Below are 24,634 nucleotides of genomic sequence, written 5' to 3' on the forward strand. Positions count from 1 at the left end.
TTCAATGCTCGCGGCGATGCGTGAATATTCGCGGACGCACGGCTTCAATCACCGCCTCCGGCAGCACCTGATGCAGCGTGCGGACCGTGAAGTCGAGGTCTTCCATCGCTACGTCGAAGATCAGCCGAAGGTCGTCGTGATCGCGTGATGCCTGACTAACGTACACGCCAAGCGGGGAGTGAAACAGCCGCCTGATGCGTTCGCGCGCGGCTTCATCCTGCTTGCTGCGAAGCACAGCCGAGAGATGAACGCGGGAGACGCAGGGCGTTAACGTTGTTTCCTGCGCGGTAGATTTTTTCTGGGTAGCCGAAGCCGAGTCGTCAATTCGTTCGAGGACAAGATTCATAACGCTGCAAGCTCCTGTATTCGGGGTCACTTGTAGCGTATCTTTTTGTGCGTAAACGTTGCGTTAATATTTCTGGCCGCATTGTATAGATCGGTTAATCAATGCCGTGAAATACCGCATCGTCCGGTCCGATGTAGGCCGGTGAGCGCCATGCTGCATCTCGCATGGAATGTTGGACTTGGCGTTCTACGCCTAAGAGCACCGCAAAAATTGCCATGCGGACCGGGATGCCGTTGTCAGTCTGCCTAAAGATGGCAAGCCTTGGATCGTGGTTGAGGTCGGTGCTCAGGTCGTTGGCGCCTGGCCGTCCATCGCGTGGCAACGGATGCATGATCAGTGTATCGGGCCCACAAACGCTCTCTACGAGCGCTTGATTGATCTGGAAATCCGGTGTGTAACCCTCTATGGATTCGTCCGCAAAACGTTCTTTCTGGATGCGGGTTGCATACACAACATCGGCTCCCTTCAACCCCGTCTGCAAGTCGTTGGTCTGCTCGACCACGTGGTCGCCGCGATTGATCTGGTCGAGGATAGACGCTGGCATTTCGAGCGATGCGGGCGAGATCAGCGTGAACTTCAGTCCGCGATACAACGCTAGCAGCTTGGCGAGCGAATGGACCGTGCGACCGTATTTAAGGTCGCCCACCATGGCTATATGCGAGCCGTCGACAATCTTCCCCACGCGCGAGAATTCGCGCTGGATAGTGTAGAGGTCAAGCAGCGCCTGGCTGGGATGTTCGCCGGGGCCGTCACCGGCATTGATCACGGGAACATTGGTCGCGCGCACGAACTCCGCCACGGAGCCTTTCTCCGGATGACGCACGACAAGTGCATCGGCGTAACCGCTGATCACGCGGCTGGTGTCGTAGATCGATTCGCCTTTTGCCATCGATGAAAACGTGAAGCCGGTTGTGTCGCACACCGAGCCGCCGAGCCGGCAGAACGCCGCGCCGAAGCTCACGCGCGTACGTGTGCTGGCTTCGAAAAACAGATTGGCGAGAACCGCGCCTTCCAGTACGCGCGTGATTTTCTGACGACGCGCGATGGGTTGCATTGTGTCGGCGACCTGGAACAGCGCCTCGACCGAGTCGCGGGAAAACTGGTCGACAGACAGCAGGTGCGGCCGGCCTTCATGGAGAATGGACGGGGAATATACGCGTTGCGCATATTCGTCGCCGGACGGAATTCTTTCCACCAGTTCCATCACGTAGCGGCTCGCAATCTCGGGCATGGCGCGCGATTCGGCCGATTCATCCGGGAGCAGCCACGTGTCGAGTGCTCGTCGCGACACACCGATCCGGTTGGCGAAGGTGTCGCGTGTCATGTTCAGGCGGCGCATGGCGTCGCGCAGGAGGGTTTGCTGTTGAGCTTGCACGGTGGACGCTCCGGAGATAGTTATATACGCGATGCGTATAGTAAATCACTCGCCGAGAAGGTGCAATACGACTTCGCGCCGATGCGCGGCGTGTCGGTGTTCGAAGACATAAATCCCTTGCCACGTGCCCAGGACCATGCGGCCGGCGTCCACGGGAATGGACAACTGAACCTGCGTCAGCGCGGTTCGCAGATGCGCGGGCATGTCGTCGGGGCCTTCGGCGTCGTGGACGTAGCGCCCTGGCGTTTCCGGTGCGATGGTCTCGAAGAAGTTTTCGAGGTCCGTGCGGACATCGGGGTCGGCGTTTTCCTGAATCAACAGCGACGCCGAGGTGTGCCGGAGGAATACGGTCAGCAGACCGGTCTCAATGTCTTGAAAGTTGATCCATTGGCGGATGTCGCGGGTAATTTCGTGCAGACCGCGCGTGCGGGTGTCTACGGTCAGATGGTGGAGCGCCTGCTTCATGTCGATGTCTCCGGAAGGAAAAGCGCGACGGGAAGCGGTCGCGCGTGCCTTCGAAGTTTATCGGCTGGAGAGGGTTTCGGCAGACTGCGAGCGCGTGGACTGACCGGGTCGTTGTCGCAGTCATGGCGCGCTTGCGTCTTGCCATGCATGCGGCTCAATGGCCGAAGTAGGTCGATTTGGCGGCGTCGTCCGGTGCGACGCTGGCATGCATACCCGATGCCGACGTGCCGTTGGCCGACGATCCATACGACGAGGACGCGACGCTTTGTTGTTCCGCGACACGCTGTTCAGCGGCCTGGATGTCTTGCGGGTAGTTGACGTCTTCGCCGCCAGGGCTGTAGCCGGCTTTTTCGAGTTGAATGAGTTCAGCTTTGACCTGGGCGCGGGTGACCGGGGCGTTGTTTTGCGCAAAAGCGAAGGCGGGAGCGGCCAGGGCCGACGACAGTACCAGGGCGGAGATAAGGAATTTTTTCATGATGACCTCAATAATAAATTTAGGATTCCGGTGTATTTAACCGGCTTGCACGGGTTGACTAAGCGCTAAGAATCAGTTCGTTGCGCTGGGGGTGTTGGTGGCGGTTGAGCTGGCCACCGCGTTGGTCGTCTGGTTTTGCGCCAGGCGTGCTTGTTGTTGCTGTTCGAGTTGGTGCGCGAAGACCGGGTTGACGTCGGGATACGAAGTATCGGTGACGAAATCGCGCCCGTCTTGCTGGGCCTGGATCAGTTCCTGATAGACCTGGGCGCGGGTCTTGGATTGGGCAAATGCGTTTGCCGAGGCAATGGTTGCAAGGAAGATGACGGCGACGGTGAGAGTTTTCATGGTTCGCTCCTGAGAGGTTGAATGTGTGCGGCTTGCAATAGAGAGAACCCGGAGTCGGAGAGGGATATTCCCGATGGAGCCGATTATTTTTACGATCGGAGGAATTGAAAGATTATTTGAGTTTTCGCGGAATAACCCGTCGGGGACGGTGTTTACGCGCGTAGGGGATTTTTTATGCCCGGATGCGGAATAAACCCCCGCACCCGGTGTTGGCCCCTATACGAACAGCCCAAAATCGCCCGATCATGCCCATAGCCAAACCCCCAGCGGAACCCAGACTCTCGGAGTCCGATGTCCAGGCATTCGCCGACGGCATGCTCGATCCCAGGCGTGCTGCGAGCGTAGAGACTTACCTGAAAAGCCGTCCTGACGAGGCGCATCGGGTCGCGTTTTACGGCCGCTTGAACTGGCAGATGCAGAACACCTTTCACGAACCCGAAGACGAGGAAGGAGCGCAAGCGCCCGCGCCCAAATCCACGCAGCGCATGTCAAAACGTAGCCTTCGCACGCTGCTTGTGGCAACAATAGCGGCGCTGGCATTCGCCGCCGCGGCAATCTTCGCATTCGACATTTCCGACTCGGCGCTCGACAATGCCTCGATGATGGCGCTCGAACAAGCGGTAGCGGCCCAGGACATGACATCGGGCGCGAGCGGCTATGAAAGCTCGGCGAAGGCCTTGGCAAGCGCCCCGAATCTGTCCAATGTCGGTTTCCATCCGATTGCCCGCCGCGCGATGCCCGTGGGTCCATTCGTATCAGCGACAGAATTCGTTTATCGCAATCGAGGCGGCGAGGCTGCCGTGCTGCTCGTGGTGCCGGGAATATTTGCCCATCCTCAGCCGCAGTGGAAGGCCCGTCGCGTAGGTGCAAGCCGCTTGCTTGCATGGACCGCGGGTGGCAAGCGTTACGTGCTGGCTGGGCGTGCCAAGACTCGCGGCCTGATGCTGGCGGCTGACCTGATGACAGGTAGTTAGTCACCGGTGAAACACCGGCAAACCGGCGACGGCATAAAATCGCCGCACGCGGGAATAATCGCCACGGCCCGGTGTTAGCCCATCATTGGAGCGGCGTTTTGTTTTTTATATATCGAACGTCTGCATATGCTTACAAAATGAAGGAAGGCCGATGGGCGTCCGTGACGAGTTAATGGAACATGTGCCGCGATTGCGCCGCTACGCGCGCGCGCTGATCAATAATCGCGATCTCGCCGACGATCTGGTTCAGGACACACTCGAACGCGCGCTCCGGCATACCGAGAAGTTTCAGTCCGGCACCGATCTGCGGGCGTGGCTGTTCACGATCATGCACAACGTGTTCGCCAATCAGGCGCGTCGCGCGGGCGTGCGAGCGGTGCATGTTTCCGTCGATGACGAGAACATCTCCGAGCGCGAATTCGCTGTGCCGGGCACACAAACGCAGTCCCTCGAAATGCGCGACCTCGATTTCGCATTGCAGCGCTTGCCGCTCGATCAGCGCCAGGTCGTGCTGCTGGTGGGACTCGAAGAAATGAGCTATGCGGATGTGGCGCAGGCGCTTGAAATCCCGATCGGGACTGTCATGTCGCGCCTGTCGCGCGGACGTGAAAGACTGCGCGCGCTGATGGCCGGCGCGCAACCGGGCGCTAAATTACAGGTGGTGAGATGAGCGACCAACAAACACCGATCAGTGAAGACGAAATTCACGCGTATGTCGACGGATCGCTGGCGGAACATCGCCGCGAGGAGATTGATCGCCTGCTTGAACGCGACGAGGCGCTGGCTGCCAAGATCAGCGACTATTTTTCGCTGAACAGCATGTTCCATGACCGCTATGACCGCGTGCTAAGCGAACCCGTGCCGCAGCGCCTGCTGCCGCCCGAGCGCACGCGCTGGCGCGACGCCGCCAATTGGCCGCAGTTCGCGGGCATGGCGGCGGCTCTCGTGCTGGGCGTGGGAATCGGCGTGGCGGGCATGACAGGCAACATGGGCCGTGACGCGATGGTGCCGGGAAGCAATGGGGGATCCGTGCAGCGCGCAAGCTATGGCGTCGGCGAGTCGTTCGCACGGCAGTCGGCCATCGCGCATGTGATGTACGCGCCGGAAGTGACTCGGCCGGTGGAAGTGGGTGCGGACCGCGAGCAGGAACTGGTGCAGTGGGTCTCGAACCGGCTGGGCACGGACGTGCGTCCGCCCATCCTGACCCGCTCGGGCTTCGAGTTGATGGGCGGCCGTCTGCTGCCCGGCGACGACGGTCCGGTCGCCCAGTTCATGTACCACGACGCGAAGGGCGAGCGTATTACGCTGTGCATCTCGCATCGCAAGGTCAGCTCGGACACGACCGCGTTCAAGCTGTATCAGGACGGTTCGGTGAACGTGTTCTATTGGATCGACGGCGATTTCGGCTACGCCGTATCAGGCGCGATCGACCGCAAGGTGCTGCTCGACCTGTCGCATGACGTCTACTCGCAGTTGACCGCGATGGGTGGCGCCAGGGCGCCCGGCAGCGCGCCTGTCTCTACGCAATAAAATGGGTTTGCAGCCACGGTGTCCGGCGAACGACGCCGTGGCTGCGTTTGTTCCCGGTCATCGCGCCGGATCAATAATTGTGACGGCCTGGAATAAGTGGCTAAGCAACGTCGTTCGCCCTGTTGTTGAGTTCCAGACATCGAAAGGTAAATTATGCTGGTCGTCGTGATTGATTCGGTCAGGATATCGAATCAATCACGACAGCAATGTAACCGGATCAATTCACATGAAGAATGCCCCATTTTCACTGCATCCTCGCGGGCGGCAAGCGGTCCCGATATTCCGGCTAGCGGCTATCGGCGCGGTCGTGGCGGCCATCGGCGGTGCTTTCGTCTATGTTGGTGGTTTCGTCACGCCGCATCGCCTGACGCCGCAGCGTATCGTCAATACCTTCGAAGCGAACGCGGGTGTTCATCCGGGGTTTCGCCGCAATCATGCGAAGGGCGTGTGCGTGGCGGGATATTTCGAAGGCAACGGCCAGGCCGGGGACATCTCTCGCGCTGGCGTGTTCAAGGCCGTGCGGACGCCGGTCATCGGCCGCTTTGCGATTCCGGGTAGCAATCCGTCGGCGCCGGATGCCAGCGTGCCGGTGCGCAGCATGGCGCTTGATTTCAAGCTGCCCGATGGTCAGCAATGGCGCACGGGCATGAACAATACGCCGGTGTTTATCGTCAATACGCCACGGGCTTTCTTCGCTCAACTGGTGGCGTCGAGACCCGATCCCGCAACGGGCAAGCCGATCCGGCGAAGCTCAAGGCGTTCTTTGCCGCGCACCCCGAGACCGGGCCGTTTCAGAGCTGGGTGAAAAGCCACCCGCCGTCGTCGAGTTTCGGCAATGCGGCGTATTACGGCATTAACGCATTTCGTGCCATCGATGCAAGTGGCAAGACTTACTTCATCCGGTGGTCGATGGTGCCCGAGGCTACGTACGAACCCGTCACCGCAGAGGAAAAGAGCCAGCATGATTTCCTCGACAACGAACTACGCAGCCGGTTGGCAAGCGGCCCGCTGCGCTGGCATCTGATCCTGACGGTAGCCAGGCCCGGCGATCCGACCACCGATGCAACTCAGGCGTGGCCTGACGACCGGCCGCACATCGATGCAGGTACGCTGGTGATAGAACACGAGAGCGCGCAGAGCGACGGCGATTGCCGTGACATCAATTACGATCCGACCATCCTCCCCGATGGACTCAAGCTGTCCGCCGATCCGCTACTGGCTGCGCGCTCGTCCGCCTACGCGGTCTCTTACAATCGCCGCACGCATGAAGAGGCGCAGCGTCTGGCCTCCGCTCAACAACCGGGACGGGATCACGAATGAGCGCCGATCAAAAACACTTTAGTCCGCCAGCCCGCTTGCTTCACTGGCTCATGGCGCCGCTGGTCGTCGCGATGCTGTTTATCGGCGTGGGGATGGTTGCCACTTTATCTTCATGGCATCAGACGCTGCTCGCGATTCACAAGCCGCTGGGCATAGCGATCCTTGGGCTGGTGAGCGTGCGGTTCATCGTGCGCTTGACTCATCGCACGCCGCCGTTGCCCAATGACATGCCGCGCTGGCAGCAGCACATTGCGCATCTGTCGCACTGGGTTTTCTATGCCTTGTTATTCGCCATGCCGCTGGTCGGCTGGTCGATGCTGTCGGCTGGCGGATTTCCGATTCATCTGTTCGGGCCGGTGAACCTGCCACCCATCGTCCCGCAGGATGTGCAACTTTACGCGTTGCTCCGTTCAGCGCATACGGTCCTTGCTTTGTTGCTGTTCGCGACCTTCCTCGCGCATCTCGGCGCCGCGTTGTTTCATGGTCTGATCCGACGCGACGGCGTGTTCTCGAGCATGGCGAAGGGGCGTGATTAAGCTGCGTTCCGCTTAAACACGCCGGCCGCTTCAGCTTCAACCGGCCTGTTCGACCGGTGTCACCTCCAGTTCCAGCTTTTGCGAACCGCGCAACACGGTGACCTTCACCGCCCGGTCGATCCGCGAAACATCCAGTGCGCGCTGCAAGCTATCGACGCTATCTACCGCGAGCGTATCGATGGCAACGATCCTGTCGTCGGTATGCAATCCGCCGAGCGCAGCCGGACTCGCCTTCACAACCTCCATCACATGCACGCCGCTCGCCGCCGGCAGGTCGAAATAACGTTGCACGCGGCGTGAGATAGGCGACGTCGTGCCGGCCACGCCGATGTACGCACGCCGAACGCGTCCGTGCGCGAAGAGCTGCATGATGACCCACTTGGCGGTGTCGATGGCGGTCGCGAACGAGATCGCCTGTGCGCCGGCAATGATCGCGGTATTCACACCGATCACCTGACCCGCCGAGTTGATCAGCGGGCCGCCCGAGTTGCCGGGATTCAGCGCGGCGTCGGTCTGAATGACATCGTAGATCATGCGTCCGGAGTTGGACCGCAGCGACCGTCCGAGCGCCGAGACCACCCCGGTTGTGACCGTCTGCGCGAGGCCGAGAGGGTTCCCCACAGCGATGGCGATCTGCCCGACACGCAGCTTGCCGGATTCACCCAGCTCGACGTGCGGCAACGCGTCGGCCGAGCCGATGCGCAGCACTGCGAGGTCGCTGTCCGGATCGTCGCCGACGAGATCGGCGTCGAACTTCGCGCCGTCTGCGAGCGTCACGCGGATATGTGTTGCGCCGTGCACGACGTGGCTATTCGTCAGCAGATAACCGTCGGGCGTGAAGATGAAACCCGAACCTGTGCCGCCGCGTGCGCCGCGGCCGTTTTTGTCGCCCGGCAAACGCCGTTCGACGGAAATAAAGGCGACCGCCTGCTGCACCCGTTCGAGCGCGCTGATGACGGTTTGGGAATAAGCGTCCAGAAGGGCGTCGTCGCCGAGTGGGCTTGCGAGGGCGGCTTCGGCGGGGCCGCGTGAGAGATCGTCGATGAATTGGGGACGGCTTCCCATGATCGTGCTCCGGATAAAGGGATGATGAGATGCGGGATAACCGGCGTAATTTCAAGTCCGCGCGACGAGGCCGGAAACGCGCGGCTGTCTCAGCATTTCCGCTGCAATGGATATCACGATTGATCGTTTAGTGCAGGACGCGCGCGTTGCTAACATGGTCGGCTGCCTTCCATTCAGCCGTAGGAACACCGTATGTCCGACCATCATCGAGCACCCGCAGACGAAACGTTACCGCAACCACGAGTTCCGTCGCGGCGGCGCGCGCTACTCAAAATTGCCGCTTTGAGCGCGGGAGCAAGCAGCGTTTTGACCGGCGGCGCGGCGCTGCTGGCGAGCCAGACAGCGCGCGCGGAAGGGCCAGCCAAAACGTTCCGCATCGGTTATCAGAAGTACGGCAACTTCGTAGTTCTGAAGGCACGCGGCACGCTCGACAAGCGGCTTGCCTCACAGGGCGTCACCGTGCAATGGCTCGAATTTCCAGCCGGGCCACAACTGCTCGAAGGACTCAACGCGGGTGCAGTCGATGCCGGCACGGTAGGCGAGACTCCACCGATCTTCGCGCAAGCCGCGGGCGTGGATTTCGTTTATGTCGGCAACGAACCGCCTGCGCCGCAAGGTGAAGCGATTGTCGTGCCGAACGATTCGGCGATCCGCAAGGTGGAGGATCTGCGCGGCAAGAAAGTGGCGTTGAACAAGGGCTCGAATGTTCATTACTTGTTGGTCGAAGCGCTTAAGAAAGCGGGACTTTCGTATGCGGACATCCACCCGGTCTATCTCGCTCCCGCCGATGCACGAGCGGCGTTCGTGCAGGGCAGTGTCGATGCATGGGTGATCTGGGACCCCTATCTCGCGGCCGTTGAACGTCAGGCGAATGCGCGTGTGATTGTGGATGGCACGGGGCTGGTGCGCAACACGCAGTATTACCTCGCAACTCGTCAATTCGCGACCGCTCAGCCGCAACTCGTGCACGCGTTACTGGAGGAGCTGGACCGCGTCGATCACTGGGGCCGCGACAACGTGCCGGACGTCGCGAAGCTTCTGTCACCGCTGGTCGGGCTCGACCAGCCGACGCTTGAACGCGCATTGAAACGCACAGGCTACGGCGTGCATCCGATTACGGCGGAGACCCTCGCGTACCAGCAACAAATCGCCGATACCTTCACCGACCTGAAGCTGATCCCGAAGAAGCTGGCGGTGACCGATGCGCGCTGGAACATCGCTTAACGCAAGCGCTGCGCTCCTGCGTCGCTAGAGACGCGTAAGCAGAATTGGCGAGAACCTTAGCTCAAATAAATCGTTCATGCGGAAAGTCGGCGTCGCTAAGATGAATCAACTCACGTGGATCATGGGCATGCGGGGTATTTCTTCGCCTCGGCCCGCCTGATTCCCCAATCGACACTTGAACTCAAATAAGCAAGGCGGGAGCCCTCGATGAATGTTTTCTGGTTCATTCCGACCCACGGCGACAGCCGTTATCTCGGCACGACGCAAGGCGCGCGCGCTGCTGATTACGACTACTTCCGCCAGATCGCCGTCGCGGCCGATACGCTCGGCTACGAAGGCGTCTTGCTGCCCACGGGCCGGTCCTGCGAAGACGCGTGGGTGGTTGCATCGAGCCTGATTCCCGCGACGAAGCGGCTCAAGTTCCTCGTCGCGATTCGCCCTGGCCTGACCTCGCCGGCGTTGTCCGCACGCATGGCATCGACGTTCGACCGCCTCTCCGGCGGCCGTCTGCTGATCAACGTAGTGACGGGCGGCGACCCGGTCGAGCTGGCGGGGGACGGAGTGTTCAACGACCACGACACCCGCTACGAAGTCACCGATGAATTCCTGCGCATCTGGCGCGGTTTGCTCGAGTCGTCGCATGAAGGCGGTTCGATCGATTTCGACGGCAAGCACTTGAGTTCCAAGGGTGGCAAGGTGCTTTATCCGCCAGTACAAAAGGCGCATCCGCCGCTGTGGTTCGGCGGCTCGTCACCCGCGGCGCACGAGATCGCAGCCGATCATATCGATACCTATCTGACCTGGGGCGAACCGCCTGCCGAAGTCGAAAAGAAGCTGGCCGATATCCGTCGCCGCGCAGCCGACAAAGGCCGCAAGATCAAGTTCGGCATTCGCCTGCACGTGATCGTGCGCGAGACGGAGCAGGAAGCGTGGGCCGATGCCGACAGACTCATCAGCAAGCTCGACGACGAAACCATCCAGCGCGCGCAGGCATCGTTTGCAAAGATGGATTCGGAAGGCCAGCGGCGCATGGCGGCGTTGCATGGCGGCCAGCGCGACAAGCTCGAGGTCTATCCGCATCTGTGGGCCGGCGTCGGCCTCGTGCGTGGCGGTGCAGGCACGGCGCTGGTGGGCAATCCGGAACAGGTCGCGGGCTTGATGAAGGAGTATGCGGCGCTAGGGATCGACACCTTCATCCTGTCCGGCTATCCGCATCTTGAAGAGTCGTACCGGTTCGCCGAGCTCGTGTTCCCGCTGCTGCCGCGCGAACAGAAAGAGCGTAGGTCGGGTCCGCTGTCGGGACCGTTCGGTGAAATTGTCGGCACGTCGTATTTGCCGCGTGCTTCGCAAAGTTGAACCGGAGGTCCGATGAACGCAGTTCCGTTTTTTCGCCGCGCGGGTGTACAGGCTGCGCCGTGGGTTGTACCCATCTTGATCCTGATCGCATGGGAGCTGGCGGCACGCACGGGCGGTTTGTCGTCGCGTGTGCTGCCCGAGCCGCTGGCCGTCGTGAAAGCCGCGTGGGAACTGATCCAGTCGGGCGACATGTGGGCGAACGTGAAGGTCAGCGCATGGCGTGCGTTGACGGGTTTTGCAATCGGCGGTGGGATCGGTTTCGTGCTCGGGCTTGGAACAGGACTGTTCAAGCCGGCTGAGATCGCCCTCGACTCGACCGTGCAGATGATCCGCAATATCCCCGCGCTCGCCATGATTCCGCTGGTGATCCTGTGGTTCGGCATCGGCGAGGAAGCGAAGCTTTTCCTGGTCGCGCTCGGCGTATTTTTTCCGGTCTATACGAACACATATCACGGCATTCGTTCCGTCGATGCAGACCTGATCGAGATGGCTCGCAGCTATGGACTCTCGGGCTTCGCGCTGTATCGCGATGTGATTTTACCGGGGGCATTGCCGTCCATTCTCGTAGGCGTGCGTTTCGCGTTCGGGTTGATGTGGGTGATGCTGATCGTGGCGGAAACCATCTCGGCACAATCGGGTATCGGCTATATGACGATGAACGCGCGCGAGTTCCTGCAGACCGACGTGGTTGTAGTCGGCATCCTGCTTTATGCGCTGCTCGGCAAGCTCGCGGACATGCTCGCGAAGTCGATCGAACGGGCAACGCTGCGTTGGCATCCTGCATATCAGAAGGGAGCAAAACCGTGACCTTGAGTTATACACCGTATGCATCGGGCAACGTCGTGCTGGACGGCGACGAGCCGGAAATCGCCACGCGCGAACGCGCACCGGCAGCGCCTGCGCCGCGGGCGCGTCCCACGGACATGGCCGTTGCGCTGCAAGGCGTCGACAAACATTTCGGCGAACGCAAGGTGCTGTCGAACTTCGATTTCACCATCGAGCGCGGTAGTTTTGTATCCATAGTCGGACGCAGCGGCTGCGGCAAGTCCACGTTACTGCGCCTGATCGCGGACCTTGAAAAGGCGACCGGCGGTGTCGTGCAGCGCAACGCGGCGGCGGGAGCCAGTGTCCTGGAGACCCGCATCATGTTCCAGGATGCTCGCCTGCTGCCGTGGAAGAGCGTGTTGCAAAACGTCATGCTCGGCTTGCCGCGTTCGTCGCGTGACGACGCTCGCGCGACGCTGGCTGAAGTGGGTTTGAGCGCACGGGAAAGCGACTGGCCTGCGCAATTGTCCGGCGGTCAGCGGCAACGCGTGGCACTTGCGCGTGCGCTCGTGCATCGGCCGGATCTGCTGCTGCTGGATGAGCCGCTAGGCGCGCTCGACGCATTGACGCGGATTGAAATGCACGCGCTGATCGAACGGTTGTGGCGCGAGCATCGCTTCACTGCGCTGCTGGTAACGCATGACGTGCAAGAAGCGGTGGCGCTGGGTGAGCGGATTGTGTTGATTGAAGAAGGGAAGATTTCCTTCGATGCCGCCATCGCGCTACAACGCCCGCGCTTGCGTACGGCTGAAGGTTTCGCGGCGCTGGAGGAACAGGTGTTGTCGCGCGTGCTGAGGCATGGAGCGCAGCCGAGCTAGGTGTCGTTGTATCAATTCACTCATTGCCGCTGTCGACTGGCCCCGGCACTATTCAATCAATACGGAGCATCATCATGGGCATCACGGCAATCAACGTGCGTAATCAGTTCAAAGGCCATATCAAGGAGATCATTCGCGGCTCGGTGGTCTCGGAAGTCGACGTGGAAACGCCTTATGGCATTGTCACTTCGGTGATCACCACACGTTCTATCGATGAGCTCGAACTGAAGGTCGGTAGCGAAGTCATTGCGTTCGTGAAGTCGACCGAAGTCTCTATTGCGAGGCTTTGATACTGCGCTGAAGGGGCAGAAGCAGGCTTAGGCCGCGATGGCCCCAAGGCCTTCCAGCAATTCACCGCGCATACTGGCAAGCAAAACATCGCGGCGATCGCGCGGCCGCTCGACGCTCACTTTGATCTCACGCGCGATCCGGCCCGCGCCGCTTTTACCCGACGGTGTCATCAGCAGCACGCGGTCGGAGAGATACAGTGCTTCGTCCAGGTCGTGCGTGACCAGGAGCGCCGCCGTGCCGTGTGCCCGCACGAGCGATAACAGCAGATCCTGCAAGCGCATGCGCGTCATTGCATCGACGGCGCTGAAGGGCTCGTCGAGCAACAGCAGATCAGGCTTCGAGAACAGCCCTCGTGCGATCGCCACCCGTTGCGCCATGCCACCGGACAGCTGCTTGGGAAGATACTCGCGCGCCTCGGCGAGACCCACTTCCGCCAGCAGTTCGCGTACACGCGGATCATGTCCACGACGAGGTCCGGCCGGAAAAGCGACGTTGTCCGCAACGCTCAGCCAGGGCAATAAACGAGGTTCCTGAAAGATCACACCGATCCTGCTCGATGGACCTTGTTGCGGCATACCTTCGAGCAGAGTTTCGCCGTTGAAGTCACGGTCGAGACCCGCGAGAATGCGCAAGAGCGTGCTCTTGCCGCAACCGCTCGGGCCCACGAGACTGACTATCTCGCCACTCTGGATCGAGAGCGTCAGGCGTTCGAGCACCGTGCGTGTGTCGTAGTGTTTGCCGGAGACACGCAGGTCGAGAAGGGGAGTGTTCATCGGTTGCTTCCGGTGCTGGTGTCGCGCCATGAAAGCACGCGGGTTTCGATTGCCTTAAGCACGCTGTCGCTGAGTTTTCCGAGCAACGCGAGCAACAGGATCGCGCCGAACACAAGGTCCGGACGCCCCGTTTCGCGGCCATCGCTCAATAGATAACCGAGGCCGCGTGTGGCCGCGATCAGTTCGGCGGCGACCATGAACATCCAGGCAAGGCTTAAGCCTGTCCGCAGTCCCGTGAAGATTTGCGGCAGCGACGCCGGAAGAAGAATGCGTACAAAGAGCGCCCGTTGACTCAGGCGGTTGACCTCGCCCAGTTCGATCAGCTTGCGGTCCACGCCGCGAATGCCGGCGACCACACTGAGGTGCACCGGAAAGAATGCACCGATAGCAATCAGCGTGATCTTCGGCGCTTCATCTATACCCATCCACAGCAGCAGAACGGGCACCCATGCCAGCGATGGAATTGCCCTGAGCGCCTGAAAACTCGGGTCGAGAAGCGCCTCCAGTCGACGGCTCAAGCCCATCGCTGCACCGAAAAGAATGGCGATGACCGCGCCAATCGCGAAGCCTGCAAACACGCGCAAGCTACTGGCCCCGATATGCCGCCCCAGACGGTCGCCACACAGTTGCCAAAGCGTTTCAGCGATGGTGCTCGGCGCGGGAACCAGATGCTCCGGTACCACGTGCGTTCTCACCAGCGCTTCCATGAGACCGAGGAACGCAAAGGGGAGCAGGATTCCGGCAATACGCCATCGCTGCAGCCGTGACACAGGCGTTTTCTGCCCGGACGATAACGTTCCAGGCAGCGTGAGCGAATCGTCGGAGGCCATCATCTAGCCGATGCGATGACCGGCTGCGCGAACTTGACGTCGATTAGCGCATCGATCACCTGATTGAGATCGGTGCCCGGTTTGACAAGCTGTTCCTGAGTGAGGATGGGCGCGGCGGCCTTCAATGCTTCGATCTGCTCCGCACCCGGCTGCGGATGGCTGAAGTCATTGCGGCTCAATTGCAGCTTGGCCACCGGAAGCGACAACTTCGACTCCTCCGCGATGATTTTCGCGGTCTCGTCGGGGTGCAGGGCGATCCACACACGGGCCTGCTCGTACACCTTCAGCACGTGCTCGAGCGTCTCGGGATGTTCCTTGATGAAGTCCTCGCGCGCATTCAGGAACCCGTAGGTGTTGAAGGCAACGTTACGATAAAGCAGCCGCGCGCCATCATCGATTTGTGCCGCTGCCATGTGCGGATCGAGACCGGCCCATGCATCGACTTGCCCGTTAGCGAGCGCGGTGCGTCCATCGGGATGTTGCAGGTTGACCAGTTCGACGTCGTCACGCGTCAGGCCGACCGTATGCAGCGCACGCAACGTAAACAGATAGGGGTCGGTGCCTTTGGTTGCGGCGATCTTCTTGCCCTTGAGATCCGCCAACGTCTTGAGCGATGAATCTTTGCGCACGACCAGTGCGGTCCATTCGGCGCGCGAGTAAATATAAACTGCGCGAATGGGATTGCCGTTTGCGCGGCCGAGGAGGGCGGCAAGGCCTGCTGTCGAGCCAATATCGATCGCGCCGCTATTCAGGTATTCGAGCGCCCGGTTGCTGCCGAGACTCAGCACCCACTTGACCTGCGTGTGATCCGGCGCGAGTTCCTTTTCCAGCCAGCCCTGACGTTTGATGACCAGGCTTTCGGGTGAGTAATACGCGTAATCGAGCTTCACTTCGGCGGGTGGTGCGGCGTGCGCGGCGGCTGGCACCCACGCTGCTACTGTCGTGGTCAGTGAAATAATAAAACGAGAAAGTACGGTGCCCCGGGAAAATTTCATCGACCGGTCCTATTGGTCTTTCAAGCAATTTTTTAGTGACCGGTCAATGTAATGAAAGCCGCCGCCGGGGCGAACCAATAAAAGCTCACAACCTAAGCACGGCAGACGCTATGGCGTCGCTTAAGCAAATACGGTTCGCCTCGCGGCGCGGCAACCCCCGGTCAGAACGCCGGAATGATCGAGCCTTTGAACTTGGTATCGATGAAATTCTTCACGTCCGGCGACTCATACGCTGCCACCAGTTTCTTGACCCAGGGTTTGTTGCGATCCTGCGCGCGAACGGCGATCAGGTTGGCGTAAGGACCTTTCAGGTCTTCGATAGCAATAGCGTCTTTCGTAGGCGACAGACCGGCTTTCACCGCGTAGTCCGTATTGATCGATGCGGCGGCAAGGTCGTCCAGCGAACGCGGCAACTGAGCCGAGTCGAGTTCGATCAGCTTGATGCCCTTCGGGTTCTCGATCACGTCGAGCGGCGTTGCGTTAACGCCGTCTTTACCCACGCCTGCCTTCAACTTGATGATGCCGTTTTTCTGCAGCAGCAACAGCGCGCGATTCCCGTTCGACGGGTCGTTCTGAATGCCGACCTTCGCCCCTTGCGGCAGGTCTTTCAGCGACTTGATCTTCTTTGAATAAAAGCCCATGGGCGCGACGTAGGTCAGGCCCACGTTCACGATCCTGTAGCCACGCTGCTTGACCTGGCTATCGAGAAACGGCTGGTGCTGGAAGCCGTTCGCATCGAGATCGCCGGCATCGAGTGCAGCGTTGGGCTGGATGTAATCGTTGAATTCGATCACCTTGATCTTGAGGCCCTCGCGCGCCGCGACCTTGGATACTTCGGTCCAGATCTGCGCGTCGGGACCGCTCATGGTGCCGATCCGCAGCGGGGCGTCTTCTGCGTGTGCGACGCCGAATACAGCGCTGAGTGCGGCGAAGGCGAGACTTGCAATAACGGTTCTACGATGCATGTTGAAACTCTTTCTGGTTGGCAGGCGCGCATCGTCTCATGCCTTGCTAGCTAGCCTAACGAATCTGTTCTCATGTGTTTATGCAAATTCGAAAGCTTAGTTAATGTCCGGTGCATGCATCGGACATTAACTCGTCGTTCCGGCTTCAGTCCTTCCAGAAAACCAGCGCCCGTAATTCGATGCTTCTGCGCGGTGCGGCGCCTTCGGGCGTGGTCGGATCTTCAAAGGCCGTGTGCGCGGTGAGACGGGCTGTGCCGTCGTCGCGTGAATCGTAGATCTTCAGCAGCAACGCTTCGTCGGGCCGTAGCTTAGGAAAGTAATACCAGCGATGCGCAGGGTTATACGTGAACGAAAAAGTCTCGCCGACCTTGTCCCTGTACACAAGATCGCTGGGCACCAGATCGCTGGCCGCGATCGAGCGTGCGTCGCAGAGCGCAAGCGGCAGTTGCTCCACTACGTCGAGTGGTCGCCATAGATTGACGATCGCAAAGCGGTGCTTGAGACGTTGCGCGGCTTCGCCGGCAGGCAGATGGTCACGCACACGACGTGGCCCCGAGACGAACGTCTGGTCGTTATGCACGCGTCGCACGGGCTCGCGCAACGTTGCGGTTGCACGCGAGCCGTTCAAGCTGTCGCGCAGGGTGTGATCGAAGACGACGACCTTCTCCGCGCCGGTCGCCTTGAGCAGGACCTGCTCGGATTCGCTGTAGTAGAGCGAGCGGATGGCGGCGGCGTCCGTGAAGTCCGTCAGCGCGCTTGTGTGCGCGATGCGTTCGAAGCCGCTTTTATCCAGCGATAACTCTCCCGCGGCAGCGAGCGGACGAGCATCCCGAATTGTCACGCGTCGAGGTTCGAGCACGCCGGAGGTCCAGGGCACTCCCGGCGGTGGTTCGAATGTGTAGCTCACCGGCCGGCCTTCGCCAGCGCGTAGATAGTTGAGTTCAGCGTCGACCGCTTGCAGCGTTCCTGCACGCGGACGTTCTTCGAATACGGTGCTCATAGTCGTTCCTCGGCCTGGGAGTCAGGACTTTCAACGCTATACCCGCTTGCCTCGAAGCTGAACGAATAAAATTCCATAAGGTTATTCGCTTGGGAAAGGTCCTTGAGCAGCGCGATTCCAAGGCGACGATACCCCTACTTGCTGGCGAAGTATTCGGGAAGACGGAAGCCGTCGTAGAAGCGATTGTTCAGGATGGTCTGCTGAAAAACCGGTGACTTGTACGCATCGACGATGTCCTGCGTGCTGCGCGCCGTCTTGTTCGCAGCCCTGACCACGACCTGGTTGATATACGGCGGCGTCATCTGTTCGAGAGCGAGCGCGTCGCTAAGTTTGTAGCCGCTGAAGATTGCGAAGTTGCCCTGGATGGCGGCGAAATCGACGTCATCGAGTGCGCGCGGCGCTTGTGCCGATTCAAGCGGAACGATCTTGATGCCGGCCGGATTCGCAATTACATCACGCTCGGTGACATCGACCGGATTGCTGTTCGGACGAAGCTTGATCCAGCCGATCCGCTGCAGGATCTTGAGTGCGCGTTCCAGGTTGACCGGATCGTTCGGCACGGCTACCTTCGCTCCAGCCTTCACTTCCGTCAGCGCGTGATGCTTCTTCGAATAAAGGCCCATCGGCGGTGTGGGTACTTGCACGACGCCCACCAGATCCGTTCCGTTGCGGTCGTTGTACGACTTCAGATAGACCTCATGCTGCATGACATCGGCGGCAATTTCCCCACGATATACCGCCTGGTTTGCTTCAAGCCCCGTGCTGAATTCCACGTACTTGATCGCATAACCCTTCTGACGTAATTGAGGTTCGACACCGGTCTTGAATTCATCGGCGTAAGGTCCTGGAACGAAGCCGATGCGCAGTTCGTTTGCATCGGCAGCGCTGGCATTGAATGGTGCGAGCGCAGCGCATAGCGCGAACGCATACAGGAAGGGGAGCTTCGGCATGAGGGGGATAGTTAAAAGGAAATAGGGGACGGCAAAGAGCGCTTGCCGGTGAAGCTGCAGCGGACCGCGCGCGACGTTTCAGCACGTCAACGTGCGGTTCGCTGGTCAGAACGGTTCTTTGAACGGACGCAGATCGAGTTCCTGCGTCCAGGCGCTTCTATGCTGATGGTGCAGTTGCCAATAACTCTCCGCTATTGCGCTTGCCTGCAGCAAACCGTCGTCGCCGGCCTGCTGCGCTCGTTGAGGCGCGGATTGGCGCAGACGCTCGCCGTCAATACCCCCATCGATCACGATATGCGCTACATGGATGCCTTCGGACCCGAACTCGCGAGCGAGGGTCTGGCTCAGCGAGCGCAACGCCGCTTTCGAGGCCGCGAACGCCGCGAAGGGCGGCTTGCCGCGCAACGCAGCTGTCGCTCCCGTGAACAGCAGCGTGCCGCGTCCCGTCGAGCCCGCGGTACTGAGGCCATTGTTCAAGATGCGGCGCAGTGCTGCCTGAGCAAACAGGAAACCGCCGAGCACGCCAGTGCGCCACGCTTGCTCGAACTGGGCGGCAGTGAGTTCGAGCGTCGGCGCGCGGCTTGCATTGCCTGCATTGAACACGGCGGCCGTTAGAGGACCGAGTTCGCGCACGCGATCAGCAAGCTCCGCCACGCTCGCTTCGTTTGAGATATCGCCGGGCAATGCGTGGGCTACGCCGCCGGCGGCGCGAATCTCCGCGGCGATGGTTTCCACACGCTCCGCCGTGCGTCCTGTGAGGGCGACGGTAAAGCCGCCCTGCGCGAAGCGCCGCGCGACTGCTGCGCCGAGTCCCGCGCTGGCGCCCACGCCGGCGATCCACGCGACCGGTGCTTGTTCATGCGGGAGAGGGGTAGGTGACTGGATGGTTGAGTTCATGGCGACGAAGTTAGACCGGCTCCTCGTTAATGGAAAGGAAGAAAACGCGATAACGTTATTCGAGGCTGCGAGATTGATTCTAGTCTTCGGCCATCTTTTGCGTTCGGTGTGCTTTGCATATGCGCATCGATTGGTTGAGGGCATTACGGGGCGGCCGTAATGTAGTTGACCTCAATCCAAGCCACCGATCCCCGTCAGGAGACATGCCATGAATGCAGCCGTAGAAAGCACTATCGAGTTGGTCCAGGTCACGCCGCTGTCGGCGTTTATCGGCGCGGAAATCAGCGGCGTCGATCTATCGCAACCACTCGAGTCCCATCAGGTCGCGCAGATTCGTGCGGCTTTGTTGAAGTGGCGAGTGATTTTCTTCCGCGAGCAGTTCCTGACGCATGCCCAGCACGTGGCATTCTCAGCGCAGTTCGGCGAGCTCACGCTGGGGCATCCGGTGTTCGGGCATGTTGAAGGGCATCCCGAGATCTACTCCATCTCCAAGTATCGCAAGGCGACGCGCTTCGAAGGTCAGGCGCTGTTGCGTCCGTGGACCGGCTGGCACACCGACGTGACGGCTGCCGTTAATCCGCCGTTTGCGTCGATCCTGCGCGGCGTGACCATCCCGCCTTATGGCGGCGATACGCAATGGACAAGCCTTGCCGCTGCGTATGAAAAACTCTCTGCGCCGTTGCGCGATTTCGTCGATGGCCTGCGCGGTGTGCATCGATTCACGCCGCCCGCGGGCGCAAGCGCTACCGATGCGTTCCAGCAAGCCGTGCAACAGCGGGCGCTTGTTACTGAGCATCCGCTGGTGCGCGTGCATCCCGAAACCGGCGAGCGGGCGCTGTATGTCAGCCCGAGTTTCCTTAAGCACATTGTTGGTGTAACGCCGCGCGAAAGTCAGGCGATCCTTGAGTTGCTGTGGGAACACGTGACGCGTCCCGAGTTCACCGTACGGTTCAAATGGGAGCCGGGCAGCATTGCGTTCTGGGACAACCGGTCGACTGCGCACCTCGCGCCTTCGGATATCTTCGATCTGGAATTCGATCGGCAACTGTATCGGACGACGCTGGTCGGCGATGTGCCGGTGGGACCGGACGGACGTGCTTCGGTAGCGCTGGAAGGATCGCCGGTGAACGCGGCGGCAGCCGTGGCGTTGAATTAAAACCAGTTCCCGAAGAAGAACGCCGCCCGTCATCGCGAGGGTGGCGCAACAACGTCAGGCGCGCGGCAACCGCCGGTTATCGATCCACATGCGAGCCCAGCGAGCGGCATACGCAATGGCGAGATCGGATTCGAAGAAGTAGTCGAGCGCGTCGAATACATAAGCGCGTTTTTGCAGCGACTTTTCGTCCTGAATCACGAGATTGGCAGCGAACAGTCCGCTGGGCAGCGGCTGTGCGGCGGGAGCAACTTCATAACCCTTGTAGTGCATGTTCGTTTTACCTCCGGTACACGATGCAGTGGAACGCGTGTGCCCCAGATTAGCGAGCCTTGCAAGACAAGGGAAACAAGCATTTGGCAGAAGCAAACCCGCCGTAGTCAGAGATTGGAAAGAAGCAAACCTTGTGAAGCTTCCGCGCTGAAGAAGGGTGTGGTCAAGCCACAGCAGTTGCGTCGTGCGGCACGCTGACGTCCGCCAGTATCTCGTCGCGCAAGCGGACGAATGCGGCGTCGCTGCGGCTGCGCGGCCGTTGCAGCCCAACCTTCACTACCTTTCCAATCCGCCCCGGCCGCGCCTGCATGACCACCACGCGGTCGGCAAGGAACACCGCTTCGTCAACATCATGAGTCACCAGGACCATCGTGATCCGCTCGTGTTCCCAGATGCGTCGCAACTCAATCTGAAGACGGCTGCGCGTGAGCGCGTCGAGCGCGCCGAACGGTTCGTCGAGCAGCAAGAGCTTCGGCCGGTTGACGAGCCCGCGGGCGATTGCCACGCGCTGCGCCATACCGCCCGAAAGCTGATGCGGATGATGCCCTTCATAACCTTTCAAACCGACCAGCGCGATATGCTCGGCGACCGCACGGCGCTTCTCTTCCTTGCTGCGCCCGGAGTTCTTCAACGCAACCGCAATGTTCTGCTCGACATTGAGCCACGGAAACAGCCGGTGATCCTGGAACACAATACCGCGCGCAAGGTCGGTGGTACGAATGCGTTCGCCGCCGAATTCGATGTCACCGTCGAACTGGTCGTCGAGACCCGCGATCAGGCGCAGCAACGTGGATTTGCCGCAACCGCTCGCGCCGACAATGGCCACGAACTCGCCGCTTTTCACCGACAGATCGATGCGATCGAGGACAGGCAAGGTGCGATCGTCGCCGGCAAATCGCTTGCTGACGTGATGCAGGTTGAGCTCACTCGTTCGGGAAACCGAGACAGTTGCCATGATGATAGGGACTCTCTATAAAAATGAACAATGCGGAATCAAGCCGCTGGATCGCGGAACCAGCATTGCTGGATGGCTCGGGCGATCGCATTCAACGCCCAGCCGGTGATGCCGATCACAATCACGCCGAATGCCACCAGATCCATCCGGAACTGTTCGCTGCCGTCGACCAGCGTGTTGCCGATGCCGCTGCCCGCAACCAGCAGATACTCGGCGCCGAGCGTGGCGAGCCACGAATAGATCAGCGCAAGATAGATGCCGGTGAAGATGGACGGCAACGCAGCGGGCAGGACGACGTATCGGACGGTCCGCAACTTGCTGTAGCGGAACACGCGGGCGACATCGAGCAGCGCGGGAGAGACCGCGCGGATGCCGTCGCTTGTATGCGCGACCACGGGCACCAGTGCGGCGAGCGAGAGGAACACGACTTTTGCCACATCGCCGAGACCGAACCACACGGAGATCAGCGGTATCCATGCAAACAACGAGACTTGCTTGAACGCGTTGAAGCTTGGACCGATCAGCCGGTTCGCGAAGGGCGAGACACCGAGCAACGCACCCAACACGAGCCCAAGGCTTGCACCGAGAGTGAACCCCGTCAGTTCGCGGGCAAGAGACGCCAAGAGTGCACGCCACAACGCGCCGCTTCTCGCCTGATCGATGGCGGTATGAAGCACCTGAGCGGGCGATGTCATCATGCCGTGCCCGGCAACAACGTGGCGCGAGACGAACCACCAGAACAGCAAGGCACCAAACGGAATAACCCAGCCGCGCCAGCGTCCGGCTTTGCCCGGTTCACCCGACCCGGCGATAGCGCCGGAACCGGTTTCGAGTTCAAGAGAAGGTGTGGCCATATCGATGCTCCTTCAGGCCAGCCGCGCGGGCGACAACTTGTGTTCGAGTAGGGTAAGTAAGCGGTCCGCCACATACCCGATCGCGCCGACGATCAGCACCGATGCCAGCACGAGATCGAGCTGGAATAACTGGCGTCCGTACACGATCAGATAACCGAGCCCTTCCGACGAAGCCACGAGTTCGACCACGACCAGCGTGAGCCACGCCTTGGTGAATGCAAGGCGAATACCGGTGCCGATCACCGGCACCGCCGACGGCAGGACCATGTTGAAGATCGTCTGGCGGCGTGAGTAACGAAAGACACGCCCGACGTCGAGATAGGCGGGCGGCATCCGGCGAAATCCCTGCAGCGTGCTCAACGTCACCGGAACCAGTGCGGCATGTCCGATCAGCAAATACTTCAATGGCTCGCCGATTCCCACCACGATCATGAGGAACGGCAACCAGCCCAGCACCGGCACTTGCACCACGGCATTGAAGCTGGGAAGGATATAAGCCTCGGCTGTGCGCGACAGTCCCAGCAAGCCGCCAAGCAGCAACCCGAGCACGACGCCACCCGTGAATCCGACCGCGATCCGCGACAGGCTCGCACTGACATGCATCCAGAGTTCACCGCTGCTGGCGAGGCTACCGAGGGTATCGAAGACGAGGGTGGACGACGGCAGGATCTGCGCCGAGATCCAGCCGTAGTGCGAGCCGAGCACCCACAACACGGCGCAGGCCACGGGGACGAGCCAGGGCAATGCGATCCAGCCGAGCGAGCGCGCGACGCTCGCAGCGCGGCCGTGCGCGCCGTCGAGCGACGACTGGCGGCCGGGAGACAAAGTGCGAGCGATGCTGTTCGCCATGACCGGATTCTCCTGAGAATTCAGATATTCATGATGCAAGCGGCTTGCCGGACGGGTCGAAACGCGGCCAGTAGTTTTCCAGCTTCAGCGTTTTCAAGGCCTGATCGAGATACTTCGGTTCGAACCAGCCGTTCACGCTGACGGGCTGGCGGATCAGGTTCAGACGCAGCGCGTCGCCGGCAACGGCCTGATAGCGGGCCACGATGAACGGATCGATTAGCGGCGAGCTGCGGTCCTTGAGCGGCTGATTCGCGTACTCGGATTCCCACGACTCCACCGGCACGCCGCTCTTCGCCCACAGTGCGAACAGCGTCCCGCGATTCGCTTCTTCCGATGACCATTGCGCCGCTTGCACGACTGACGTCACCACTTTCTGCACGACATCAGGATGGTTTTGCTCGAAGTCGTCGAGGACCAGCAGATGTGCCTGTCGCGTGTATTGCAAGCCGGCGTCTCGCGACGCGTAGATGATCTTCGCGAGGCCCTGGCGCTGCAGCTTGAACAGCTTGAAGTCGAGGAACACGGCGTCCACGCCTTTTGATGCGAGCGCTGCTTGCGACGCGGCATCGTCGAGATTGATCACGCGCAGATCGCGTTCGGAGAGGCCATTCGCTTTCAGCACATTGTCGGCTACGAGCTGCAAGTTAGTACCGCGAAAGATGGCGACGCGCTTGCCCTTGAGGTCCTTGACGCTCTTGATGTCGGAGTCGGGCGGCACGGCCAGGTAGACGCCGGTGCGCACGTTCGATTCGATCAGCAACTTCGTCTTGAGCCCATTCGCGCGGCCAAGTACGGCGGGCAGATCGCCCTGATAGGCGAAGTCGATCTGGCGGTTCGCCAGGGCCTCGTTGACTGCTGGTCCCGCGCCCTTGAAGAACAGCCATTCCACTTTGATGCCGTCGGGTTTGAGCGTGTCTTCCACGCGATGCTGCAACTGGGCGGTCGCGGCCGGCGAGCCGCCGAACACAGGCGGATCGCCATAGCCTTGCGTCGCCACGCCGATCCGGACGACCGCCGGTGCGGCGGCCAGGACGCTCGTGGCGGTAACGATGCCCAACGTAACGATGAAGGAATGCAGAAGGGATCGCGGTGTCATTGAATTGGCAAGCAAGGAATGGGGAGGGGAAAGGCAGCGTCGCTACTAACGCTGCCGGGGCGGGATCAGTTCAGCGCGGGCGCGCCTCGCCGGGCGCGG

General features: G+C 60.7%; 28 protein-coding genes and 1 pseudogene. 11 read left to right on the forward strand and 18 right to left on the reverse strand.

Annotation, left to right across the window (positions count from 1 at the left end):
* Window position 1 precedes the first annotated feature (1 nt).
* The 5 genes from EOS_RS43465 to EOS_RS07240 all read right to left on the reverse strand — a co-directional run bounded on the left by EOS_RS43465 (window position 2) and on the right by EOS_RS07240 (window position 3,006).
* Window positions 2-346 (reverse strand): hypothetical protein, encoded by a 345-nt coding sequence (locus EOS_RS43465; RefSeq protein ID WP_053063791.1) that lies wholly within the window; start codon window positions 344-346, stop codon window positions 2-4.
* Window positions 347-440: 94 nt separating this feature from the next.
* Window positions 441-1,685, reverse strand: a complete 1,245-nt coding sequence (locus EOS_RS07225; protein WP_047845950.1) for an aspartate carbamoyltransferase — start codon at window positions 1,683-1,685, stop codon at window positions 441-443.
* Between the two features lie 81 nt (window positions 1,686-1,766).
* On the reverse strand, window positions 1,767-2,186 hold the full coding sequence (locus tag EOS_RS07230) for a secondary thiamine-phosphate synthase enzyme YjbQ (protein ID WP_047845920.1): 420 nt from the start codon (window positions 2,184-2,186) through the stop codon (window positions 1,767-1,769).
* Window positions 2,187-2,340: 154 nt separating this feature from the next.
* A complete protein-coding gene (locus EOS_RS07235) occupies window positions 2,341-2,661 on the reverse strand; it encodes a DUF4148 domain-containing protein (protein WP_047845921.1) in 321 nt (106 codons plus the stop codon).
* 72 nt (window positions 2,662-2,733) lie between these two features.
* Window positions 2,734-3,006: a DUF4148 domain-containing protein gene (locus EOS_RS07240; RefSeq protein ID WP_047845922.1), complete on the reverse strand. Its 273-nt coding sequence runs from the start codon at window positions 3,004-3,006 to the stop codon at window positions 2,734-2,736.
* A gap of 245 nt (window positions 3,007-3,251) precedes the next feature.
* Here EOS_RS07240 and EOS_RS07245 point away from each other — a divergent pair, with 245 nt between their 5' ends.
* The 5 genes and pseudogenes from EOS_RS07245 to EOS_RS07265 all read left to right on the forward strand — a co-directional run bounded on the left by EOS_RS07245 (window position 3,252) and on the right by EOS_RS07265 (window position 7,366).
* The gene (locus EOS_RS07245; protein ID WP_047845923.1) at window positions 3,252-3,980 is read left to right on the forward strand and encodes an anti-sigma factor; all 729 of its coding nucleotides are present in this window, start codon (window positions 3,252-3,254) and stop codon (window positions 3,978-3,980) included.
* Window positions 3,981-4,131: 151 nt separating this feature from the next.
* Window positions 4,132-4,650, forward strand: a complete 519-nt coding sequence (locus EOS_RS07250) for an RNA polymerase sigma factor (RefSeq protein ID WP_047845924.1) — start codon at window positions 4,132-4,134, stop codon at window positions 4,648-4,650.
* Window positions 4,647-5,510 (forward strand): anti-sigma factor family protein, encoded by an 864-nt coding sequence (locus tag EOS_RS07255; protein ID WP_047845925.1) that lies wholly within the window; start codon window positions 4,647-4,649, stop codon window positions 5,508-5,510. The genes EOS_RS07250 and EOS_RS07255 overlap by 4 nt, the downstream gene beginning before the upstream one ends.
* A gap of 226 nt (window positions 5,511-5,736) precedes the next feature.
* Window positions 5,737-6,830, forward strand: a pseudogene (locus EOS_RS07260) (catalase family peroxidase).
* Complete coding sequence (locus EOS_RS07265; RefSeq protein ID WP_047845926.1) at window positions 6,827-7,366, forward strand: cytochrome b; 540 nt, start codon at window positions 6,827-6,829, stop codon at window positions 7,364-7,366. The pseudogene EOS_RS07260 and the gene EOS_RS07265 overlap by 4 nt, the downstream one beginning before the upstream one ends.
* 36 nt (window positions 7,367-7,402) lie before the next feature.
* Here the strand turns inward: EOS_RS07265 and EOS_RS07270 are convergent, their stop codons facing one another.
* The gene (locus EOS_RS07270) at window positions 7,403-8,431 is read right to left on the reverse strand and encodes a S1C family serine protease (RefSeq protein WP_047845927.1); all 1,029 of its coding nucleotides are present in this window, start codon (window positions 8,429-8,431) and stop codon (window positions 7,403-7,405) included.
* Window positions 8,432-8,623: 192 nt separating this feature from the next.
* Between EOS_RS07270 and EOS_RS07275 the strand changes: the two genes are divergently transcribed.
* From EOS_RS07275 to EOS_RS07295, 5 genes are all read left to right on the forward strand, one after another.
* Complete coding sequence (locus EOS_RS07275; protein ID WP_082163253.1) at window positions 8,624-9,655, forward strand: sulfonate ABC transporter substrate-binding protein; 1,032 nt, start codon at window positions 8,624-8,626, stop codon at window positions 9,653-9,655.
* Between the two features lie 207 nt (window positions 9,656-9,862).
* Window positions 9,863-11,011 carry an FMNH2-dependent alkanesulfonate monooxygenase gene (gene ssuD / locus EOS_RS07280; protein ID WP_047845928.1) on the forward strand — a complete coding sequence of 383 codons (1,149 nt, stop codon included), beginning with the start codon at window positions 9,863-9,865 and terminating at the stop codon, window positions 11,009-11,011.
* Window positions 11,012-11,023: 12 nt separating this feature from the next.
* Window positions 11,024-11,818 (forward strand): aliphatic sulfonate ABC transporter permease SsuC, encoded by a 795-nt coding sequence (gene ssuC / locus EOS_RS07285; RefSeq protein WP_047845929.1) that lies wholly within the window; start codon window positions 11,024-11,026, stop codon window positions 11,816-11,818.
* A gap of 2 nt (window positions 11,819-11,820) precedes the next feature.
* Window positions 11,821-12,654 (forward strand): ATP-binding cassette domain-containing protein, encoded by an 834-nt coding sequence (locus EOS_RS07290; protein WP_407639109.1) that lies wholly within the window; start codon window positions 11,821-11,823, stop codon window positions 12,652-12,654.
* Window positions 12,655-12,728: 74 nt separating this feature from the next.
* Complete coding sequence (locus EOS_RS07295; protein ID WP_031357267.1) at window positions 12,729-12,944, forward strand: TOBE domain-containing protein; 216 nt, start codon at window positions 12,729-12,731, stop codon at window positions 12,942-12,944.
* A gap of 27 nt (window positions 12,945-12,971) precedes the next feature.
* Here the strand turns inward: EOS_RS07295 and EOS_RS07300 are convergent, their stop codons facing one another.
* From EOS_RS07300 to EOS_RS07330, 7 genes are all read right to left on the reverse strand, one after another.
* Entirely contained in the window at window positions 12,972-13,718 is a 747-nt protein-coding gene (locus tag EOS_RS07300) for an ABC transporter ATP-binding protein (protein WP_047845930.1), read from the reverse strand.
* Window positions 13,715-14,551, reverse strand: a complete 837-nt coding sequence (locus EOS_RS07305) for an ABC transporter permease (protein ID WP_047845931.1) — start codon at window positions 14,549-14,551, stop codon at window positions 13,715-13,717. The genes EOS_RS07300 and EOS_RS07305 overlap by 4 nt, the downstream gene beginning before the upstream one ends.
* Window positions 14,548-15,543: an aliphatic sulfonate ABC transporter substrate-binding protein gene (locus EOS_RS07310; protein ID WP_082163254.1), complete on the reverse strand. Its 996-nt coding sequence runs from the start codon at window positions 15,541-15,543 to the stop codon at window positions 14,548-14,550. The genes EOS_RS07305 and EOS_RS07310 overlap by 4 nt, the downstream gene beginning before the upstream one ends.
* A gap of 161 nt (window positions 15,544-15,704) precedes the next feature.
* Window positions 15,705-16,508 (reverse strand): MetQ/NlpA family ABC transporter substrate-binding protein, encoded by an 804-nt coding sequence (locus EOS_RS07315; protein WP_047845932.1) that lies wholly within the window; start codon window positions 16,506-16,508, stop codon window positions 15,705-15,707.
* Between the two features lie 145 nt (window positions 16,509-16,653).
* Window positions 16,654-17,508: a CmcJ/NvfI family oxidoreductase gene (locus EOS_RS07320; RefSeq protein ID WP_047845933.1), complete on the reverse strand. Its 855-nt coding sequence runs from the start codon at window positions 17,506-17,508 to the stop codon at window positions 16,654-16,656.
* Window positions 17,509-17,642: 134 nt separating this feature from the next.
* The gene (locus EOS_RS07325) at window positions 17,643-18,458 is read right to left on the reverse strand and encodes a MetQ/NlpA family ABC transporter substrate-binding protein (protein ID WP_047845934.1); all 816 of its coding nucleotides are present in this window, start codon (window positions 18,456-18,458) and stop codon (window positions 17,643-17,645) included.
* A gap of 105 nt (window positions 18,459-18,563) precedes the next feature.
* Entirely contained in the window at window positions 18,564-19,355 is a 792-nt protein-coding gene (locus EOS_RS07330) for an SDR family NAD(P)-dependent oxidoreductase (protein WP_047845935.1), read from the reverse strand.
* A gap of 208 nt (window positions 19,356-19,563) precedes the next feature.
* On the opposite strand from EOS_RS07330, the gene EOS_RS07335 reads away from it, so the two are divergent.
* A complete protein-coding gene (locus tag EOS_RS07335; RefSeq protein WP_047845936.1) occupies window positions 19,564-20,511 on the forward strand; it encodes a TauD/TfdA dioxygenase family protein in 948 nt (315 codons plus the stop codon).
* Window positions 20,512-20,565: 54 nt separating this feature from the next.
* Here EOS_RS07335 and EOS_RS07340 read toward each other — a convergent pair whose 3' ends face one another.
* From EOS_RS07340 to EOS_RS07360, 5 genes are all read right to left on the reverse strand, one after another.
* Complete coding sequence (locus EOS_RS07340; protein WP_047845937.1) at window positions 20,566-20,781, reverse strand: hypothetical protein; 216 nt, start codon at window positions 20,779-20,781, stop codon at window positions 20,566-20,568.
* A gap of 163 nt (window positions 20,782-20,944) precedes the next feature.
* A complete protein-coding gene (locus EOS_RS07345) occupies window positions 20,945-21,736 on the reverse strand; it encodes an ABC transporter ATP-binding protein (RefSeq protein ID WP_047845938.1) in 792 nt (263 codons plus the stop codon).
* Window positions 21,737-21,774: 38 nt separating this feature from the next.
* Complete coding sequence (locus EOS_RS07350) at window positions 21,775-22,590, reverse strand: ABC transporter permease (RefSeq protein ID WP_082163255.1); 816 nt, start codon at window positions 22,588-22,590, stop codon at window positions 21,775-21,777.
* 12 nt (window positions 22,591-22,602) lie between these two features.
* Window positions 22,603-23,439, reverse strand: a complete 837-nt coding sequence (locus EOS_RS07355) for an ABC transporter permease (RefSeq protein ID WP_053063792.1) — start codon at window positions 23,437-23,439, stop codon at window positions 22,603-22,605.
* Window positions 23,440-23,467: 28 nt separating this feature from the next.
* Window positions 23,468-24,535 carry an ABC transporter substrate-binding protein gene (locus EOS_RS07360; RefSeq protein ID WP_047845939.1) on the reverse strand — a complete coding sequence of 356 codons (1,068 nt, stop codon included), beginning with the start codon at window positions 24,533-24,535 and terminating at the stop codon, window positions 23,468-23,470.
* Between the last annotated feature and the right edge of the window lie 99 nt (window positions 24,536-24,634).

This window comes from Caballeronia mineralivorans PML1(12), assembly GCF_001028175.1.
Classification (GTDB): Bacteria; Pseudomonadota; Gammaproteobacteria; order Burkholderiales; family Burkholderiaceae; genus Caballeronia; species Caballeronia mineralivorans.